The following is an 18,491-nucleotide window of genomic DNA, read 5'->3' as shown; positions in this document are numbered from 1 at the left end:
CTGCCTCTATTCGCAATGGGGCTCGGGCTTCTGGAAGCCGGTCACGTACCAGCGGCCGGACCAGCGCGCATGGAAGGTGTAGAAGCAGCCGTCAATGCCCCTACCCGGCCGCGCCGAACCGTCATAGCCGCCGCGACTGCCATAATCGTCGAAGTCGTCGCCATACGGCCGGCGCGGCACGCCAGGGCGCGACAGGTTGCGCCACTGATAGGCACGCTCGCCTTGCCCGAGATCGAGCACGCCGCTCGGCGGGCCATACTCATAGACCAATTCGTCGACGGGCCGGCCGATATGATCCCTCATGGTGTCTGAGACGCAGCCCGATACGACAAATGCGGCAAGGACGGCGGACGCGCCGAAGCGCAGCAGAGATGCGGACATCAAGAACCTGTTCCCGTGATCGATGAGCGCAGCTAGGCGGCGAAGATTGCCCGCACATTACAGCGACCGATCGACAGTCAGGCGATGCCAGTATTCGCCGAGGGACGGCTCACATTTTCCTGACGATGACGGAGCCGGCCGAGTAACCGGCGCCGAAGGAACAGATGACGCCGAGGCTGCCAGCGGGCAGGTCGTCGGAGAACTTCGAAAACGCGATGATCGAACCGGCCGACGAGGTGTTGGCGTAATCCTGCAGCACGTTGGGCTGTTCCTCACGGCTCGGCTCGCGCCCCAACACCTTCGAACCGATCAAGTCGTTCATGCCCTTGTTGGCCTGGTGCAGCCACAGCCGCGACAGGCTTTGCGGCTCGATGCCCTGCTCAGTGAGATGGCCTAGCATCAGTTCGGCCACCATCGGCACCACCTGTTTGAAGACCTTGCGACCCTCCTGGTGGAACTGCATGTCGCGGCGGTCGACCATATGGCCTTCGCGCGTGCGACGCAGGAAGCCATTGTTGTTGCGGATGTTGTTGGAGAACTCGGTGAGGCAGCGGGTGGCCAGCACCTCATAGGCGTTTTCCGACTTCACCTCGTCGGCGCGCTGCAGCACGACCGCAGTACAGACATCGCCGAAAATGAAATGGCAGTCGCGGTCGCGCCATTCCTGATGGCCCGAGGTGATCTCCGGATTGACCATCAGGATCGCACGCGCCGAACCGGTGCGGATCATGTCTGATGCAAGCTGGATGCCGAAGGTCGCCGAAGAACAGGCGACGTTCATGTCAAAGGCGAAGCCCTTGATGCCGAGCGCCTGCTGCACCTCGATGGCGATGGCCGGATAGGCGCGCTCGTGATTGGAGGCGGCACAGATGACGGCGTCGATGTCCTGGGCGGCGAGCCCGGCCTTCTTCATCGCTTTGTCGGCCGCCTTGACCGAAATCTCGGCCATCAACGACAGCTCGTCCTCGGCGCGCTCGGCCAGAACCGGGTGCATGATGCCAGGATCGAGGATGCCGAACTTGGAGACGACATGGCGGCGCTCGATGCCTGATGCCTTGACGATGAATTCTTCCGAAGACATCGCCATCGGCTCGCGCTCGCCGGCCTCGATGGCGTCGGCGTGCAGCCTGTTCTGGCGGTGGGCATATTCATTGTAGGAGGCCACCAACTCGGCGTTGGTGATGACTTCCTCCGGCGTGAAGATGCCGGTACCGCTGATCGCAACCTTGTGCATGGCGTCCCCTATCGGTCTTGCATCATTGGAATAGGGTTTGAGGCCAGCCGGTCAAGCTCCACAGCCTCGATTCAACGCCGAATGCGCGGTTACCTCGCGGCAGAAACGCTCAAATGCAGCGCCCGCCGTCCACTTCCATGGCCACGCCCGTGATCAGCGCGGCTTCGTCGGAGACGAGGAACAGGGCAGCATTGGCGATGTCGAGCGGCGTCGAGAAGCGGCCGAGCGGGATCGACGAGCGGAATTTTTCGCGGATCTCCGGCGTGTCGGCACCCATGAATTTCTCCAGCATGCCGGTCTCGCCGGCGACCGGGCAGAGGCAGTTGACGCGGATGTTTTTCGGCGCGAGCTCGATAGCCATCGACTTGGTGGCGGTGATCGCCCAGCCCTTCGAGGCGTTGTACCAGGTGAGACCCGGTCGCGGCCTCAGCCCCGCGGTCGACGCCGTGGTCAAAATCACGCCGCCACCCTGCCGCTCCATGATCGGCACGACTGCTCGGGCAGCGTGGTAGATCGCCTTCATGTTGACGGCGGTGATCAGGTCGAAGACCTCCTCCTCGACATCGATCATGTCGCCGTTGCGGTGGGTGTAGCCGGCATTGTTGACCATGATGTCGATGCGGCCGAAGGCGCTCTTGGCGGCGTAGACGAGTTCGTCGAATTCGGGCTTGAGTGAGACGTCTGTCGTGACCGCGATCGCATTGTCGCCGATCTCGGCGGCAACGCGTTCGGCTTCCCTCGTGTTGAGGTCGGCGACAACGACCTTGGCGCCTTCCTCGGCAAAACGCTTGGCCATGCCCTCGCCGAAACCGGCGGCTGAACCGGTGATGATCGCAACCTTGTCTTTCAGACGCATCGTCTTCCGCCCCATCTCGTTCTTCGCTTCCGGTCTAGCCGCCACAGCTACAAGCGGCAATGCTTGCCCCCGGTCAGCCCATGACAAAGGATCGGACCAGTGGCTTCTCCTTTGGATTTTGGCGCGCCGAAGCCCTATGTTCGGCAAGCCATTCGCGGAGCCGAAAACGAAACTGTGAACAGCGTGGTGCCGGCTTTTGCACTAGCGCTTTTAAATCGATTAGAATATATCAGGCGGCGACGCGAAAATCGTCTTGAAATTGGAACGATCATGACCAGCCAGATCATCCCCGTCGATCCTTTCGACTTCATCATTTTCGGGGGCACCGGCGACCTGTCGGAACGCAAGCTCTTGCCGGCGCTCTATCACCGCCAGCGCGACCACCAGTTCTCCGAGCCGACACGCATCATCGGCGCGTCGCGCACCAAGATGGACGACAAGGAGTTCCGCGCCTTCGCCAAGAAAGCGATCTCCGACCACGTGAAGCCAGAATACATCGAGGAAAAGGAACTCGCGACTTTCCTCGACCGGTTGAGCTACGTCACAGTCGACGCCAAGTCGGGCGACGGCTTCGAGGACCTCAAGAAATCGGTGGCCGACAGCAAGCGCATCCGCGTCTTCTACCTTGCCGTCTCGCCCAGCCTGTTTGGCGATATCTCCGACAATCTCAAGCAGCACAAGCTGATCACGCCGGATTCGCGCATTGTCGTCGAGAAGCCGATCGGCCGCGACCTCGAATCGGCGAAGGCGCTGAACGACACCATCGGCGACGACTTCGGCGAACACCAGATTTTCCGCATCGACCATTATCTAGGCAAGGAGACGGTGCAGAACCTCATGGCGCTGCGTTTCGCCAACGCGCTCTACGAACCGCTGTGGAACTCTGCCCATATCGACCATGTGCAGATCACGGTTGCCGAAACCGTCGGCCTCGAAGACCGCGTCACCTATTACGACAAGGCCGGCGCGCTGCGCGATATGGTGCAAAACCATATGCTGCAGTTGCTCTGCCTCGTCGCCATGGAGGCGCCTGCCTCGATGGAGGCCAATGCGGTGCGCGACGAAAAACTCAAGGTGCTGAACGCGCTGAAGCGGGTCAACGGCAACGAGGCCCCCAAGCAGACGGTGCGCGGCCAATACCGCGCCGGCGCCTCTGCCGGCGGCCCGGTCAAGGGCTACATCGAGGAGCTGGGCGCCGAGAGCACCACCGAGACTTTCGTTGCCATCAAGGCCGAGATCGCCAACTGGCGCTGGGCCGGCGTGCCGTTCTACCTGCGCACCGGCAAGCGGCTGGCCTCCCGCGTCTCCGAGATCGTCATCGAGTTCAAGCCGATCCCGCACTCGATCTTCGGCGAGAGTGCCGGGCCGATCTTCAACAACCAGTTGGTCATCCGCCTGCAGCCCGACGAGGGCGTGAAGCAGTACATCATGATCAAGGATCCGGGCCCGGGCGGCATGCGCCTGCGCCAGATCCCGCTCGACATGAGCTTTGCCCAGTCCTTCGACGGCCGCGCACCTGACGCCTATGAGCGCCTGATCATGGACGTGGTACGCGGCAACCAGACGCTGTTCATGCGCCGCGACGAGGTCGAGGCCGCGTGGAAGTGGATCGACCCGATCCAGCACGCCTGGGAAGGCAGCCGCCAGGAAGCCCAGGGCTACACCGCCGGCACCTGGGGCCCGTCGGCGTCGATCGCGCTGATCGAGCGCGATGGCCGCACCTGGCACGAGAGCAATTGAGCGCCATGGCAGCCCCTCGCTGGAACGAATTCGAGACAAGGGACGAACTGGCGGCAGGCCTTGCCGCCAAGGTGGCCGACACCTTGAAGGCTGCAATCATCAGTCGTGGCACGGCATTCCTCGCCGTGTCGGGCGGCACCACGCCCGGCCGCTTCTTCGCGGCCCTGTCGAAACAGGTGCTCGACTGGAGCAAGGTCACGGTGACGCTGGTCGACGAACGGTTCGTGCCGGAAAGCTCGCCGCGCTCCAATGCAGCACTTGCCAAGGCCAGCCTGTTGCAGAACGAAGCGGCGGGCGCGCGCTTCGCGCCGCTGTTTCATGAAGCGGCGTCAGTAGAAGAGGGCGCGGACCTCGCCGATATCAAGCTGAGGTCCCTGCCCTGGCCGCTCGACGCCGCGATCCTGGGCATGGGTGCAGATGGCCACACCGCCTCGTTCTTTCCCGATGCCCAGGGGCTTGAAGCCCTGCTCGACCCGGCATCATCGCGGCTTGTCATGCCGGTGCATTCCGAAAGTGCCGGCGAGACGCGGCTGACGCTGACGCTGCCTGCGCTCATCGGCGCCGGACTTGTCATCGTGCACATCGAAGGCGCTGAAAAGCGCAACGTCATCGAGGCAGCACTTGCCGCCGAAAGGCCGTTGCCGATCCGCACCGTGCTCGACCAGGCGCCACGCGCCGCCGAGATCTACTGGGCGCCCTGACCGGGCGCCTCCAAGCGTCGCGCATCCTCCGGGACCGCTGCGCCTTGAATGCCGAAATCGAGCATGGCCTGGCGCAATCGGCTGCGCCGTATTCCGGTCCGTGCGCCAGCCCGAAGCTCCCCCCAATTCGGGCTCCGAGTTGAAAGGACAGGCCATGACCGCCAGGAAAGACATCCAAGCCATCACCGAGCGCATCCGCGAACGCTCGAGGGTCAGCCGCGAGATTTATCTCGACCGCATCACCAGTGCCGCAGGCAAGACCGCCAACCGAGGCGTTCTGTCCTGCGGCAACCTCGCCCACGGTTTTGCCGTCTGCAGCCCTTCGGAAAAAGTCGCTCTCGGCGGCGACAAGGTGGCCAATCTCGGCATCATCACCTCCTACAACGACATGTTGTCGGCGCATCAGCCGTTCGAGACCTATCCGCAACTGATCAAGGACGCAGCGCGCGAAGCCGGCGGTATCGCCCAGGTGGCGGGCGGTGTGCCGGCGATGTGCGACGGCGTTACCCAGGGCCAGCCGGGCATGGAGCTGTCGCTGTTTTCGCGCGACGTGATCGCCATGGCAGCCGCCATCGGCCTCAGCCACAACATGTTCGACGCTGCGGTCTATCTCGGTGTCTGCGACAAGATTGTGCCGGGCCTGGTGATCGCGGCCCTGACCTTTGGCCACCTGCCCGCCGTGTTCGTGCCGGCCGGACCGATGACCTCGGGCCTGCCCAATGACGAGAAGGCCAAGATCCGCCAGCTTTACGCCGAGGGCAAGGTCGGCCGCGCCGAGCTGCTCGAAGCCGAGTCCAAGTCCTATCACGGCCCGGGTACCTGCACCTTCTACGGCACCGCAAACTCCAACCAGATGCTGATGGAGATCATGGGCCTGCACACGCCGGGCGCTTCCTTCGTCAATCCGGGCACGCCGCTGCGCGACGCGCTGACCCGCGAGGCGACCCGGAGGGCGCTGGCGATCACTGCGCTCGGCAACGCCTACACGCCGGTAGGCCGCATGATCGACGAGCGTTCGGTGGTCAACGGCGTCGTCGGCCTGCATGCGACAGGCGGCTCGACCAACCACACCATCCACCTGATCGCCATGGCCGCCGCAGCCGGTATCCGCCTGACCTGGCAGGACATTTCCGACCTGTCGGATGCGGTGCCACTGCTCGCTCGTGTCTATCCGAACGGTCTATCAGACGTGAACCATTTCCAGGCGGCCGGTGGCATGGGCTTCCTGATCCGCGAGCTGCTCGACGCCGGCCTTGTACATGAGGATGTGCAGACCGTGTGGGGCGAAGGCCTGCGGCCCTATGCCGTCGAAGCCAAGCTCGGCGCCGACGGGTCCGTCGTGCGCGAAGCGGCTCCCAAGGAGAGTGGCGACGACAAGGTGCTGGCACCCGCCACAAAGGCCTTCCAACCCACGGGTGGGCTCAAGGTGCTCGGCGGCAATCTCGGCCATGCCATCATCAAGACCTCAGCCGTGAAGCCCGAACGTCGCATCATCGAGGCGCCGGCGCTGGTGTTCGACAGCCAGCAGGGACTCAACGACGCCTTCAAGGCTGGCCTGCTCGACCGCGACTTCGTCGCCGTCATCCGCTTCCAGGGCCCCAAGGCCAACGGCATGCCGGAACTGCACAAGCTGACGACCGTTCTCGGCATTCTGCAGGACCGCGGCCACAAGGTGGCGCTGGTCACCGATGGCCGCATGTCGGGCGCCTCAGGCAAGGTGCCCGCAGCTATCCACGTTACGCCGGAAGCGCTCGAAGGCGGGCCGATCGGCCGCGTCCATGACGGCGACATCGTCCGGCTCGACGCAGAGACCGGCACGCTGGAAGTGCTGGTGCCGGCGGCCGAACTCGCCGCGCGGCCAAAGCCCGTCTGCGACCTCTCGGACAACGAACACGGCATGGGCCGCGAGCTGTTCGCCGGCTTCCGCCAGATGGTCGGCCGTGCCGACCACGGCGCGAGCGCGTTCGGGACGGCGTAATTCTGTCTAATGCAGAAGCTCGACCGAGAGGCCGAGCTTCCTTCTACTTCACCGCCTCGCACGACAGCACCGCCGGAGCGTCCTCGCCCTTCATCAGGTCGTAGAGGTCGGCGTTGTCGCCCTTAGTCCACCAGACATATTGCTGACCGGCATATTTCGCACCGCTGCCGCTCAGCACGGTGACGGCCACGACGGTCTGGTCGCCGAGTGTCAGCACCACGAGCGAATTGTCGCCGGCATTGACGTATTCGGCCTTCACGGCCTGGTCGCCGCATTTGTAGCTGACGGAGTTGCGCTCGACCGGTGCACTGCCCGGCAGTTCCAGCGTCACGGTCGAGGCCATTGCCGCGCTGGTCACGGCAGCGAGGATGATCGCAGTGAAGCTCAAGCGCATGACGGTCTCCCGAATTGCTCGTCATGCCGACGATAGCACGGCGAAACAGACTACCGAAGCCGAAGCTCCGGCAGTTTTTTTCACGCCAAAGGCTAGGCGCCGTTTCTTGCCACGTCGGTGAAGAAGCCTTCCGGGCTCTCCACCTCGACCAACCTGCGTTTCTCGATCTGCCAGAAACGGTTGCCTGTGGCGCGGACGAAGCTGCGGTCGTGCGATACAAGCAGGCAGCTCGCCTCGTGTTTCAGAAGCTCAGCCTCCAGCGTTTCCTGCCCATCGATATCCAGATGGTTGGTCGGCTCATCGAGCAGGTAGAAGTTGGGGTTGGTCAGTCTGAGCACAAGCATGCCGAGGCGCGCCTTCTGGCCGCCCGACAAACGACCGATCGGGTTCGACTGCATCTCGACGGTCATGCCCGCTCCGGCGAGCAAGCTGCGGGCGCGCTGCTCGCCGAGCTCGAAACGGCGCGTCAGCACGTCCATCGGCTTGTCCTTGTCGGCAAGGTCGGACAGCCCCTGATCGCCGTAGCCCAGCACCAGCGAGGGCGTCGCCTTGATGCCATTAACAGCGACGTCCGGCTGGGCGATGGCGCGCCTGAGCATATTGACCAGCCGCGTCTTGCCGGCACCGTTGCGGCCCAGCAGGACAACGCGGTCGCCCTGGCGTATCCACAGCTTGCCGGTCCTGAACAGCAACGTACCGTCGGGTGTGGTAACAGGCGCATCGTCGAGCGCCACCAGCACCTTGGCATGCGTACCGCGGTTTGCCAGCCTGATGGTTCCGGCGGATCGTTCGAGATGGGCCGGACGCGCGCTGTCTTCGATCCGCTCGGCCCGCTCCTTCAGCTGCTTGGTCTTCACGACAAGCAGGTCGCTACCGGAGTTGATGCCGATATTGTTCAGCTTTGCGGCCTGCCGGCGCAGTTGCTGGGCCGTCTTCATGTCCTTTTCGAAACGGCGGGCGTCCGAGGCGTCGATCTCATCGAGCGCTTCGCGCGCCCGCGAATAGGGCAGCGAGAAGCTTTGTGAATTCTCCGGCCGGAGGAACAGCGTCTTGTTGGTCACCGCGTCGAGGAAGGCGCGGTCGTGGCTGCAGATGACAACCGGCACATCGCGCGGCAGGGCATTCAGCCACCCTTCCAATTGCCCGATGCGGGTTAGGTCGAGATGGTTGGTCGGTTCGTCGAGAAGCAGCATATCGGGCTCGGTTACCCAGACGCGCGCCAAAAGCGCAAGGCGCTGCCATCCGCCGCTCAGCTTCGACAGCGGCCTGTGAACCAGTTCCTCCGGAACGTCGAGTTCACCAAGCACGACGTCGACCCGCCAGCTCTCGCTTTCGGCCTGATCGGCCGGCAGAGCCTGCAGCACGGCATCGTAGAAGGTCGCGTCCAGCAGGGTCGCCGGCACGTCCTGCTCGACATAGCCGACCCGCAGCCCGCGCGAACGGGTGATGTCACCCGAGGTCGGTTCGAAGCTGCCCGAGATGGCGCGCAGCAAGGTGGACTTGCCACGGCCGTTGGCAGCGACGATGCCCAGGCGATCGCCCGGCTCGACCGACAGGTTGAGGTTGGAGAAGAGCGGCGCACCGATGGTGACGCCAAGCGACCGCAGATTGATCAAAGCCATTTTCGTTCTCTGGTCTGTCCGGACCGTCGCCCGCACCATCAAGGGTGCACAAATGGGGAAACCGGGTCCGGCGGAAAGCTCACGATGCAGGCGGACGAGCAACATGCTCAGCACTGCATCATCACGAAGGGCAGACCGGAAAAGAGAACAGCTTCATAAGTCTCGCATCGTGCCACTGAGGCAGATGCGGCTGGCATCTCGTCTGTGGTCAGCCCTGCAAACGCATTTGCAGGGCATGGACGGGGCCGCGCTGACGGTGGTGACGAAAAAACGTATGCACGCAGCCCTCCTTTGTTGTTCGAGTTGCGCCGCCTTCATAACCGCATGCGCGGCGGCTGGCAATCCTAGTCGATCTTCAGCTCAGTGCGCTCGCCGGCATTGACCCTTGCCGTGCCGTCCTTCTTGCCGGCGTCGCCGCGGTCGACTTCGACAGCATATTCGCCTGTCGGCAGCGTCGTCTGGTGCTTCTGGTCGTAGGCGTAACCAAACTCCTTGCGGTTGCCCTGGATGTCCTTCTTTGCCGAATAGACGCGGATCTCCTTGGCACCGGGAGCGTCGATCGCCAGCACGCCGGCATCGAGCACAGCCGTCACGTCGCCGGCTTCGCCGACGCGGATGTTGAAGGGCTGCTCGACCTCGGCCTGGTCCATGCGCACGACGGCCACATAGTCGCCGGCGGGCAGGTCGAACTTGCCATCCGGGCCAAAGCCGAAGGTCACCTGCTCGCGCGTTCCGTCGATCTTCTTCCTGGCCTTGAAGATCTTCACGTCGAGACCCGAAGCATCGACCTTCTCGCCGCCTTGCGCATAAAGCGCATTGACCACGACACGGCCGACGCCGGCGACGATGTCCTTCTCGACGGTCTGACCCGCGGCGAGCTGGATGGTCTCGCTGGCTTCGCCCTGGCCGATGGTGACCTTCACCTTCTGCTCGCCCGCCGGCAGGACCACCTTGGTCTGGCCGTAGTAGGTCGCCGGATGGTCGGCGCCGGGGAAGTCGAAGACGACAGTCGCACCCGTGTCGATGTCGCCGCCCTCGCTCGGGCGCGGGCGGATGACCAGCGTGCCGGCATTGAGCACGAAGGTCGGCTTGTACACCTGGCCGGCCTCGACCTTGAGCGGCTGTTCGACGCCGGCTTCGCCGAGCGTGGCACGGATGACGTAGTCGCCCGCTTCAAGCGAGCCCTTGTAGTTGTTGTATTCGGTGGTCAGGCGTTCGCCCTTGGAACCGTCGGCGGCGGCCTTGTAGATTTCCCAGGCATTGCCCGCATCCTTCAACGGGTCGCCGCCCTGCGCCATCACGAGTTCGGGCACGAAGTTGAATTCGGGCTTGGCTGGCTCGGCCACAGGCGCGGGAGCCGGTGCCGGCGCAGGGGCGGCAACCGTCTGGGCCAAGGCTTCTTCCAGCCCCTTGGCGTCGGAGGCCTGGATGTATTTGCCGCCGGTGTTTTCAGCGAGGCAGGCGACTTGCTTGCCTTCGTCCGCAGTCAGGCCGAAACCAACGACATGGGCGGTGAAGTCGACGCCGCTCTGCTTCAGCTCCTTGCCAAGCGCGCAGGGGTCGGCGTTGCAGGTCTCCAGCCCGTCGGTGATGAGGATGACGGTCGCCTTCTCTTCGGTGTATTTGAGGTCCTCGGCCGCCTGCTTGACCGCCGCCGTCAGCGGCGTCTTGCCGAGGAACTTCATGCCGTCGGCAGCAGCCGTGATGGCACTTGCCGAAGCGACAGCGGGCGGCACCACCAGTTCGATGTCGGAGCAGCTGCTCTTCTCGCGGTGGCCATAGGCCATCAGCCCGAGTTCCGTGTCGGCGGGCACCGTCTTGAGCACGGAGCGCAGCGCCTCGCGTGCGATTTCGAGCTTCGGCTTGCCGTCGATCTGGCCCCACATCGAGCCCGAGGCGTCGAGCACGATGATGGCGCGGTCGGCGGCGTGCGCCGAGGCCGCCGTCAGCATGACGATGGACGCCAGGAAAGTTCGCGAAAACGCCTTCATGCTGTCCCTCGCCGATTCAGACCGTCTGTCTGGCGAAGCTAAACTTGAGGCCTGCTGCTGACAACCCTGGCAGCGATCAGTAGGTCGTCCGTCGCTCTTCGCTCGGTGGGCGACCGAACTGAAGGCGATAGCTCTGGGCGAAGTAGGAATGCGAGGTGAAGCCGGTGGCGATGGCCACGTCGAGGATCGGCATGTTGGTCTGGCGCAGAAGCTCGCGCGCGCGCTCCAGCCTGAGGCGCATATAATAGCGCCCCGGTGTGACGTTGAGATGACGCAGGAACAGGCGCTCGACCTGGCGCACCGACAGCCCCGCGGTTTTTGCGAGCTGGACCGCCGACAACGGCTCGTCGAGATGGTCGGCCATCAGTTCGACGATACGTTTGAGCTTGTCGGACTTGCCAGTGAGGTCGCGCTCGGGGCCGACGCGCTGGCGGTCGCCGGCCGAGCGGATGCGCTCGTGCTGGAACTGGTTGGCCACCTCGTTGGCAAGGTTGGAGCCGAAGTCCCGCTTGACGATTTCCAGCATCAGGTCGATCGAGGTGGTCACGCCGGCGCAGGTGTAGCGCTTGCGGTCGATCTCGAAGACGTTGTTGGTGCATTCGATGTCGGGAAACTTCTCCATGAAGCCGGCGCGGTTTTCCCAATGGATGGTGCAACGGTAGCCATCGAGCTGGCCGGCCTCGGCCAGAAGATAGGAGCCGACCGACAGCGCACCGAGCGAACCACCCCGGCGGCCCCAGGCGCGCAGTGCCGCCAGTACCTTGCTCTTGCCGGGGAATTCTGTGGCAACGCCGACGCAGACAAAGAGGATGTCGACCGGCGGCACATCGGCGACGCTGTAGTCGACCTTGAGCGGTAGGCCGTTGGACGCCATCACCGCCTCGCCGTCGGGCGACACGGTGGTCCAGCTGTAGACGTCGCGACCGAGCAGGCGGTTCGCCGACCGACAGGTGTCGATGGCGGCAACGAGCGAGAACATCGAGAACTTGTCGACCAGCAGGAAAGCGAACTGGCGGCCGACGGCATGGGGCTCTGACATGGAGGCCAAATCTACAGAATGCGTTGACTTGGGCAAGGAAGCTGCGTCGATCTGGACAACACCGCCCGCCTTCAGAAAGCTGGTCGTTCGAAGCCCGCGTGGCGGTAGGCCGACACCAGCGTGTTGGCCATCAACATGGCGATGGTCATGGGGCCGACACCGCCGGGCACTGGAGTGATGGCGCCGGCATTCTTCTCAGCCGAGGCAAACTCAACGTCGCCGACCAGTCGCGATTTGCCCTCACCCTTCTCGGGGGCCGGGATGCGGTTGATGCCGACATCGATAACGGTGGCGCCCGGCTTGACCCAGTCGCCCTTGACCATTTCCGGGCGGCCGACGGCAGCGACCAGGATGTCGGCGGTGCGGCACAACGCCGGCAGATCCTTTGTACGGCTATGGGCAATCGTCACCGTCGCGTTGGCGGCGAGCAGGAGATTGGCCATCGGCTTGCCGACGATATTGGAGCGGCCGACGACGACGGCGTTGAGGCCCGAGAGATCCTTGCCGTGGCAGCGCTCGATGAGCAGCATCGAGCCGAAGGGCGTGCACGGTACCAGCGCGGATTCGACCTCGCCGGTTGCGAGCTTGCCGACATTCATGAAGTGGAAGCCGTCGACATCCTTGTCGGGAGCGATGGTCTGGATGACCTTGCCGGCGTCAATATGGCCCGGCAGCGGCAGCTGCACCAGGATGCCGTGGATGGTAGGATCGGCGTTGAGTTGTTCGACCAGCCCCAGCAGATCGGCCTCGGAGGTATCGACCGCCAGCGTATGCTGGACCGAATGGAAGCCGCATTCCTTGGCCATGCGCGACTTGGAGGCAACATAGACCTGGCTGGCCGGATCCTCGCCGACGATTACCACCGCAAGACCCGGCTGCACGCCACGCGCTATCAGCGCCGCCGCGGACTTCTTGACGCCCTGGACGACCTCGGCTGCGACACTCTTCCCGTCGATAATTTCAGCCATGGTCAACTCCTGTCTGCTGCTACGCCTAGCGTGGCATTGTCATCAAATTTTCGACCTGCAACCGCGCCATAACGGCGTCGGGTGCCGTAAACTCGAAACCGTGGCAACGAAATTTCAGAAGTAGCGCCGCGACCGCCGCTCCCTGAGCTGGTTCAGCTCCTTGCGTACCTCGCGCAGGCTGGCGCTGATCTCTTCGATCTGGCTGGTCGGCACCTGCGGTTCGTGCTGCATGGCCGGTTGCGGCGCCTGCGGCCAGGGATGATAGGCGGCCCCTGCCGGCGGCTGTGGCGGATAAGGGTATGACGCGCCATAGCCAGCCTGCGGCAAAACCGGCGCGAACCCCGGCTGCGGCGGATATGGCGACGCCATGCCGCCATATGGCATTGGCGGCGGGGCCGGCTGCTGAACGGGTGCAGGCGCTGTTTCGGTAGCCACTTCGACCGATTCGGCAACTTGCGTTGATCGAGGTGGCACTACGGGTTCGGCCCGCGCGCCGCTTGTCCCCTCGCCTGATACATTGCGGCGCCTGTTCTCGCGCGTGCGGCGCGCGGCGGTTTCCCTCAGGCTTTCCAGGGCACCGCGCATGCCGCCGATGCCGACGCCGGCGGCAAAGCCTAGGAATGCTCCGGCAAGCGAGATCATGGCGCGCGACGGGCCGGTCGATTCGAGCGGTGGCGAGGCCACCGAGATCACGCTGGCATTGGCCGGGTTGATGTCGCGCTGCTCGCCAGTCTCGCGGGCTCTAAGCAGGAAGGCTTCATAGACGGAACGCTTGGCCGCCACGTCGCGCTCGAGTTCGCGCAACGTCACCAGCTCGTCGCCGACGCTGCCCTGGCGCACCTTGAGCTGGGCAAGCCGTGCCGCAAGTTCCTGTTCGGTCTGGACGGCGCGCTTGAGTTCGACCTGGATCGAGCCGGCAACACGCTTGAGTTCGGTGGCGATGCGCTCGCGCGCGCCAGAAAGCTGGGCTTCGACTGCCTGACGCTCTGGATGTCGCGGCCCGAGCCGGACCGAAGCACGGTCGGCCTCCTGGGTCAGCGCCGCATACTGCGCCCTGAGCTCGGTGATCGCAGGCGAATTGATGGCTTCCGGCAGCGCGCCGGTTAGCACGGCATCGACCCCGACACTGCGCGTCGACGACGCGCGGGCGTTGAGTTCGAGCGTGCGGGCACGCGCGGCGGTCAGTTGGTCGTTGACGCGCTGAATCTCGTCGTCGGTGATCAGCCGGCCCTGCGGATTGATGAGGTCGTTCTCGGCCTTGAAGCTCTCGACCTTGCGCTCGGCCGCCTCGACCGAACTGCGCAGCTCGTTGAGACGGGCGTTAAGCTCGTCGGTGGCGCGGCCGGCGGTGCCGGCCTGCAGCTCACCATAGGTCTGCATGAAGACCTCGGTCATGGTGTTGGCGATGAGCGCCGACTTCTCAGGCTCACGCGTCTTGGCACCAATCGAGATGACGAAGGTCTTGCCACCGCGCTCGACGGTCAGCGCCTGGGCCAGATGCTCTGTGGCAAGCGTATGCCGACGGCCGGCATCGTCGCCACCGGCCTCGCCCGCGCCGAGCAGCGACTTGACGAAGGCGCGCGGGCTGAAGCCACCACTGCCGGCCTTGCCATTGAACTCGGGATCGTCGGCCAGATTGAGCTTGTCGACCACCTTGGTCAGCACCGAGCCCGACGTCATGACGCGGACCTGATTTTCGACGATGGCCAACGTCGCGTCCGACGGCAGGCCGGTATCGGTCAGGTCGCGGTCGGTCAGCTTGAGATTGCGCGGATCGACGATCATCTCGGTCCACGCCTGGTACATCTTCGGCGTCGACAGCGCGATCGCCACACCGAGCAGCGCACCGACCAATGTTGTTGTGGTGATCAGCCACTTGGAGCGGGTGATGCCGCCGATCACCTTCATCGGATCGATCAGAGGGCGCCAGCGGGCATCGTCGCCCTCATCCTCGTAGACCGGGGCAGGCTCCGGCACTGGAGGCTCGGCGGCAGCCAAGGGTGGAGGTGTCGAGCGGGACAGCCGGCCGCGCCAGCCGCCGAGCATCGACGTCCTGTCCGCAACGTCATTGGCTTCAGGCCGGGGAGCCGGGGCAACTATCGTGGCCGGAGCGCTCTGCGCTTGGATCGGCCCAGTATGCGGCTGGGCTTGCGCCGGAGCCGCCTCGGCAATCGCCTCGTCGCGCGCGGCCTGCTCGGCCTCGCGGCGGAAGCGCGCCAGGCGATGGCGCGCCGCTGCATCCTGCACGTCGTCTTCGGAGTGGACATCTTGATGATGATCGTCGGCGGCAACCGACAGCAGCGAGCTGCCCCGAACCTTTGGGGCCGCATCTTCCTGGCCGAGCGCTAGCAGCGAGTGCTTGCGCCTCCAGTCATCGCGGTTTCCGGATTCGGCCATTTTTGCGGAGCTGCTCTCAATGCGTCGCGCCGGATCAGACATCCGGTCGTTAACGCAAGCTAAGCAGGCATGGAAAACAAAAGGTTAATTGTCGGCAAATCCCGCCCCCAAAATGGCCGGGCAGAACGGCACATTAAGCTTTGCGCCCTATCGTTCATCCGGATCATGACCCAGGCCAACGACATAGGGCGCGTGCCACTGCGCAGCCGCATCGGCAGTCTGCTGTCGCAACAGCGGACACTGCTGCGCGATTACTTTTCGGCCATCAGCGGCTCGGCCGGACGGCTGATCTTCTCGCTCGTCTATTTCGTGGCGCTGGCCAACACGCTGTCGATCGCCGATTTCGGCCTGTTCGCCACGGCTTCGGCCGCAGGCGTCATGCTGTCGCGCACGCTTGCCTTCGGCTTCATCTCCGCGCTCTACCGCACCGCAACGATCCGCCCCCGGCTGATCGGCACCTACACAGCCGGCTTCCTGATGCTGGCATTGCTGTCGCTGCCGCTGCTTGCCGCCGCTTCTGCCCTGACCTGGTGGCTGTTCTTTTCCGGCACATTGGCCGCCGGCATTTTCGCAACCATCATCGTCGCCGAGGCTTTGCTCTGGCGCCCCGTCGAAGTGGCAATGATCGTCAACAACGGTCTTGGTCATTTCGGGCGCGCCGCAACGCTTTTGATCATCACGGCGGCGATCAAGGCAGCAGCAGCAGCTCTGTTCGCCGTCTGGCCGAGCCACTCGATCACCGCCTGGGCGGGCTTCTATGTCGCCTGCAATCTCGTCTCGCTGATTTTCGCTTTCGGCTTCTTCTATCCGCGCCAGCGGCTGCGGCTGGTGCCCGATCTCTATTGGCGCCGTCTCACCGATTCCATCTATGTCGCGGGATCGGAGGTTCTGTTCTACCTGCAGATGGAATTCGACAAGCTTCTGGTGCTTGCCATGGGCGGACCAAATCTCGCCGGCATCTACGCCATCCTGATGCGGCTGGTCGACCTGACGGCCATTCCGATCCGCGTCTTCTCGATGATGCTGGTGCGCAAGATGATGCGTGCGCCCGAAATGCTGTCGCGGCTGAAGATCAAGGTCGGCATCGAAAGCGGCATCTTCTTCGTCTCGACGGCGGCGCTGCTGGCGCTGGTCGTCGCCCTGCACTTCTTCCCCAACATTCTCGGCCGCAACGTCGCAGAAGCCGCGCCGCTGATCGGTCTCGCGCTTTTGATCCCGGCCTTGCGCAATCTCGTCGAATACCACGCCGAACTGCTGTTCGCCCGTGGCCAGACGCTGGTCCGCGCGATCAACCTGGCCATGCTGGCGGCCCTCAAGGCGGGCCTGCTGACGCTGCTACTGAAGGAAGTCACCGACACCGAAACACTGGTCTGGCTGCTCAACGGAATGTTTGGGCTGCTCTACCTGGCATCAGCGCTGGTGACGTATTCATTCCTGCGCCGGCCGGCCAAGGCACGGTAGATCATCGTCTGCCGCACTTCGGACGGAAAGCCGCCTCGCATTTCCTCTGGAATTGTCTGCGTCAGGCCCTGACGAAACGACGAATGCGGCCGAGGTCGGTCCCGATGAAGGACTGCATGCCGATCGCCACCTGCTCATCGCCCATGTCGCGGATGAAGGCCTCGAACTCGGCGTCGGACATAGCCTCGCCCGTCCAGTGAACCCGGCAGAATTCCTGCGATCCCGGGAAATGCCCCGACCTGCCCGCCACGTCATCGACGAAGCGGCCATAGATCATGCATTCGGAAAACTTGCGCCTGCTGCACACGGTCTCGACCCATTGCCGGCCGCTGACTTGGGCTATGCGGGCAAGCATGGCCAGCACGCTCGACCGGCGCCAGGCAATCAGGGTCGAAATATAGTCGTGCGATGACGTATTCGACGCAGGAATGCCAAGGACCCGTGCCGCGTTTTGCGACCAGATGCGCTGGTTTTCATGCCCCGGTTTGAGCAGGGCATCATCGCGCCGGAACAGCCGCAGCCTGCCGTCGTGCCAGAACCGTCGACAGTCGAACGGCTTCACGAAGGCGACGTCCGAATCGACATAGACGAGCGTTTCCTGCGCGATGTGCTCGGCAATCGCCATGCGCCGCAGCTGCTGCACGTGCCAGCCTCGCAACGGCGGCGCCTTGAGGCTCAGCCAGATGCGGCGGCGAAACAGGCTCGCCGGGTCAGGGATGTCGCGCAGCCATGACGGCAGGATGTCGCGCTCGTCGACAACCGTGCGGTGCCTGGTCTCAAGCTGGCGAAACAGCGCTACGTCGCGATGCTCCACCAGCAGATAGTGGTGCGAGGCGCCGCTGACATAAGCGTCGACCGTTTCGCACAACAGTCTGCAGCGCTCGAAGTCGCCGGCATAGCTGGCCGTCAGCAACGCCGCGTCGGGAATGGACGGACTGCCCGCGTTCACGGGCGCTCCTCCACGTTGCGACCAAAGAGCTTCTGGCGCAGTACCCGGATGAGGAAGAGCGGGTTGCCGACGATGTAGCGCCGCCACAGACGGCCGGGCTCGAGCACCAGCCGAAACAACCATTCGAGCCGGAGCCGGCGCATCCACATCGGTGCCCGCGGCGTCGAGCCGCTGAGGAAATCGAGCAGCGCACCGACGGCAATCGGCAACGTGCAGTGTTCCGGTTTCAGGTTGCGTTCGATCCAGAGTTCCTGGCGCGGCACGCCCATGGCGACCAGCAGGATGTCGGGCCGCAGTTCGCCGATCTGGCCAACAATTTCGGGCTCTTCGTCGGCGCTGAAATAGCCGTCGTGGATGACGACATAACGGTGCTGCGGCGCGAGTTCGGCAAGCCGTCCGGCCGCCAGGTCGACGCTGGCCTGCTTGGCACCCAGCAATGCTACCGTCAGAGGCGTATCGGTCGCCTTGAGCAAGGCCGGTACGAAGTCGGTACCGTTGAGATTGTCGGGGAAAGGCTGGCCATAGAGCCAGCGGGACGCGATATCGACCCCGATCCCGTCTGCCAGCACCAGGAAGTCCCCGAGTGCCGCGGCGAACTCCTTGTCGGAGCAGGCGATGTTGGCGTTATGGGCGTTGAGGAAGCTGATCTTGGTGAAGGTGCGGCTGGCGAGATGCGCCGACAGCAGCGACATCGCCTCGTCACGTTTCAGACTGGCAACCCGGATGCCAAGAATACGCCGGAAGGCGACGCCGCTGACGAAGGACTGGGCTTTCAACATA

The 18,491-nt window shown here is 64.2% G+C and carries 15 protein-coding genes; 4 read left to right on the top strand and 11 right to left on the bottom strand.

Annotated features, from left to right (window positions below; translation table 11 throughout):
• Nucleotides 1-6: 6 nt before the first annotated feature.
• From B015_RS0104985 to B015_RS0104975, 3 genes are all read right to left on the bottom strand, one after another.
• Nucleotides 7-381: a hypothetical protein gene (locus B015_RS0104985; protein ID WP_018426566.1), complete on the bottom strand. Its 375-nt coding sequence runs from the start codon at nt 379-381 to the stop codon at nt 7-9.
• A gap of 109 nt (nt 382-490) precedes the next feature.
• Complete coding sequence (locus tag B015_RS0104980) at nt 491-1,615, bottom strand: beta-ketoacyl-ACP synthase III (protein WP_018426565.1); 1,125 nt, start codon at nt 1,613-1,615, stop codon at nt 491-493.
• Nucleotides 1,616-1,724: 109 nt separating this feature from the next.
• The gene (locus B015_RS0104975; protein ID WP_018426564.1) at nt 1,725-2,471 is read right to left on the bottom strand and encodes an SDR family oxidoreductase; all 747 of its coding nucleotides are present in this window, start codon (nt 2,469-2,471) and stop codon (nt 1,725-1,727) included.
• A 270-nt stretch (nt 2,472-2,741) separates the two neighbouring features.
• Here B015_RS0104975 and zwf point away from each other — a divergent pair, with 270 nt between their 5' ends.
• From zwf to edd, 3 genes are all read left to right on the top strand, one after another.
• The gene (gene zwf, locus B015_RS0104970; protein WP_018426563.1) at nt 2,742-4,211 is read left to right on the top strand and encodes a glucose-6-phosphate dehydrogenase; all 1,470 of its coding nucleotides are present in this window, start codon (nt 2,742-2,744) and stop codon (nt 4,209-4,211) included.
• A gap of 5 nt (nt 4,212-4,216) precedes the next feature.
• The gene (gene pgl / locus B015_RS0104965) at nt 4,217-4,912 is read left to right on the top strand and encodes a 6-phosphogluconolactonase (RefSeq protein WP_018426562.1); all 696 of its coding nucleotides are present in this window, start codon (nt 4,217-4,219) and stop codon (nt 4,910-4,912) included.
• Nucleotides 4,913-5,066: 154 nt separating this feature from the next.
• Nucleotides 5,067-6,890: a phosphogluconate dehydratase gene (gene edd / locus B015_RS0104960; RefSeq protein WP_018426561.1), complete on the top strand. Its 1,824-nt coding sequence runs from the start codon at nt 5,067-5,069 to the stop codon at nt 6,888-6,890.
• 43 nt (nt 6,891-6,933) lie between these two features.
• Here the strand turns inward: edd and B015_RS0104955 are convergent, their stop codons facing one another.
• From B015_RS0104955 to B015_RS0104930, 6 genes are all read right to left on the bottom strand, one after another.
• Nucleotides 6,934-7,284 (bottom strand): MliC family protein, encoded by a 351-nt coding sequence (locus B015_RS0104955; RefSeq protein ID WP_018426560.1) that lies wholly within the window; start codon nt 7,282-7,284, stop codon nt 6,934-6,936.
• A 92-nt stretch (nt 7,285-7,376) separates the two neighbouring features.
• Entirely contained in the window at nt 7,377-8,906 is a 1,530-nt protein-coding gene (locus B015_RS0104950) for an ABC-F family ATP-binding cassette domain-containing protein (RefSeq protein ID WP_026226903.1), read from the bottom strand.
• A 344-nt stretch (nt 8,907-9,250) separates the two neighbouring features.
• Complete coding sequence (locus B015_RS0104945; protein WP_018426558.1) at nt 9,251-10,897, bottom strand: VWA domain-containing protein; 1,647 nt, start codon at nt 10,895-10,897, stop codon at nt 9,251-9,253.
• Nucleotides 10,898-10,973: 76 nt separating this feature from the next.
• On the bottom strand, nt 10,974-11,936 hold the full coding sequence (locus tag B015_RS0104940) for a GlxA family transcriptional regulator (protein ID WP_018426557.1): 963 nt from the start codon (nt 11,934-11,936) through the stop codon (nt 10,974-10,976).
• A gap of 71 nt (nt 11,937-12,007) precedes the next feature.
• Nucleotides 12,008-12,904, bottom strand: coding sequence for a bifunctional methylenetetrahydrofolate dehydrogenase/methenyltetrahydrofolate cyclohydrolase FolD (gene folD / locus B015_RS0104935; RefSeq protein ID WP_018426556.1), 897 nt, complete (start codon nt 12,902-12,904; stop codon nt 12,008-12,010).
• A gap of 114 nt (nt 12,905-13,018) precedes the next feature.
• Complete coding sequence (locus tag B015_RS0104930; protein ID WP_018426555.1) at nt 13,019-15,301, bottom strand: GNVR domain-containing protein; 2,283 nt, start codon at nt 15,299-15,301, stop codon at nt 13,019-13,021.
• Nucleotides 15,302-15,466: 165 nt separating this feature from the next.
• Here B015_RS0104930 and B015_RS0104925 point away from each other — a divergent pair, with 165 nt between their 5' ends.
• Nucleotides 15,467-16,762, top strand: coding sequence for a lipopolysaccharide biosynthesis protein (locus B015_RS0104925; protein ID WP_018426554.1), 1,296 nt, complete (start codon nt 15,467-15,469; stop codon nt 16,760-16,762).
• Between the two features lie 61 nt (nt 16,763-16,823).
• Here B015_RS0104925 and B015_RS0104920 read toward each other — a convergent pair whose 3' ends face one another.
• Together B015_RS0104920 and B015_RS0104915 are read right to left on the bottom strand one after the other, a co-directional pair.
• A complete protein-coding gene (locus B015_RS0104920) occupies nt 16,824-17,711 on the bottom strand; it encodes a DUF6492 family protein (RefSeq protein ID WP_026226902.1) in 888 nt (295 codons plus the stop codon).
• Nucleotides 17,708-18,490 (bottom strand): WecB/TagA/CpsF family glycosyltransferase, encoded by a 783-nt coding sequence (locus B015_RS0104915; protein WP_018426552.1) that lies wholly within the window; start codon nt 18,488-18,490, stop codon nt 17,708-17,710. The genes B015_RS0104920 and B015_RS0104915 overlap by 4 nt, the downstream gene beginning before the upstream one ends.
• Nucleotide 18,491 lies beyond the last annotated feature (1 nt).

Source organism: Hoeflea sp. 108 (assembly GCF_000372965.1).
GTDB lineage: Bacteria > Pseudomonadota > Alphaproteobacteria > Rhizobiales > Rhizobiaceae > Aminobacter.
This window is presented reverse-complemented; position numbering and strand designations above follow the sequence as displayed.

Excerpts from the sequence above, each read along its gene's own strand:
- B015_RS0104985 (WP_018426566.1), bottom strand. The coding sequence starts at position 381 with ATGTCCGCATCTCTGCTGCGCTTCGGCGCGTCCGCCGTCCTTGCCGCA.
- B015_RS0104980 (WP_018426565.1), bottom strand. The coding sequence starts at position 1,615 with ATGCACAAGGTTGCGATCAGCGGTACCGGCATCTTCACGCCGGAGGAA.
- B015_RS0104975 (WP_018426564.1), bottom strand. The coding sequence starts at position 2,471 with ATGCGTCTGAAAGACAAGGTTGCGATCATCACCGGTTCAGCCGCCGGT.
- zwf (WP_018426563.1), top strand. The coding sequence starts at position 2,742 with ATGACCAGCCAGATCATCCCCGTCGATCCTTTCGACTTCATCATTTTC.
- pgl (WP_018426562.1), top strand. The coding sequence starts at position 4,217 with ATGGCAGCCCCTCGCTGGAACGAATTCGAGACAAGGGACGAACTGGCG.
- edd (WP_018426561.1), top strand. The coding sequence starts at position 5,067 with ATGACCGCCAGGAAAGACATCCAAGCCATCACCGAGCGCATCCGCGAA.
- B015_RS0104955 (WP_018426560.1), bottom strand. The coding sequence starts at position 7,284 with ATGCGCTTGAGCTTCACTGCGATCATCCTCGCTGCCGTGACCAGCGCG.
- B015_RS0104950 (WP_026226903.1), bottom strand. The coding sequence starts at position 8,906 with ATGGCTTTGATCAATCTGCGGTCGCTTGGCGTCACCATCGGTGCGCCG.
- B015_RS0104945 (WP_018426558.1), bottom strand. The coding sequence starts at position 10,897 with ATGAAGGCGTTTTCGCGAACTTTCCTGGCGTCCATCGTCATGCTGACG.
- B015_RS0104940 (WP_018426557.1), bottom strand. The coding sequence starts at position 11,936 with ATGTCAGAGCCCCATGCCGTCGGCCGCCAGTTCGCTTTCCTGCTGGTC.
- folD (WP_018426556.1), bottom strand. The coding sequence starts at position 12,904 with ATGGCTGAAATTATCGACGGGAAGAGTGTCGCAGCCGAGGTCGTCCAG.
- B015_RS0104930 (WP_018426555.1), bottom strand. The coding sequence starts at position 15,301 with ATGGCCGAATCCGGAAACCGCGATGACTGGAGGCGCAAGCACTCGCTG.
- B015_RS0104925 (WP_018426554.1), top strand. The coding sequence starts at position 15,467 with ATGACCCAGGCCAACGACATAGGGCGCGTGCCACTGCGCAGCCGCATC.
- B015_RS0104915 (WP_018426552.1), bottom strand. The coding sequence starts at position 18,490 with ATGTTGAAAGCCCAGTCCTTCGTCAGCGGCGTCGCCTTCCGGCGTATT.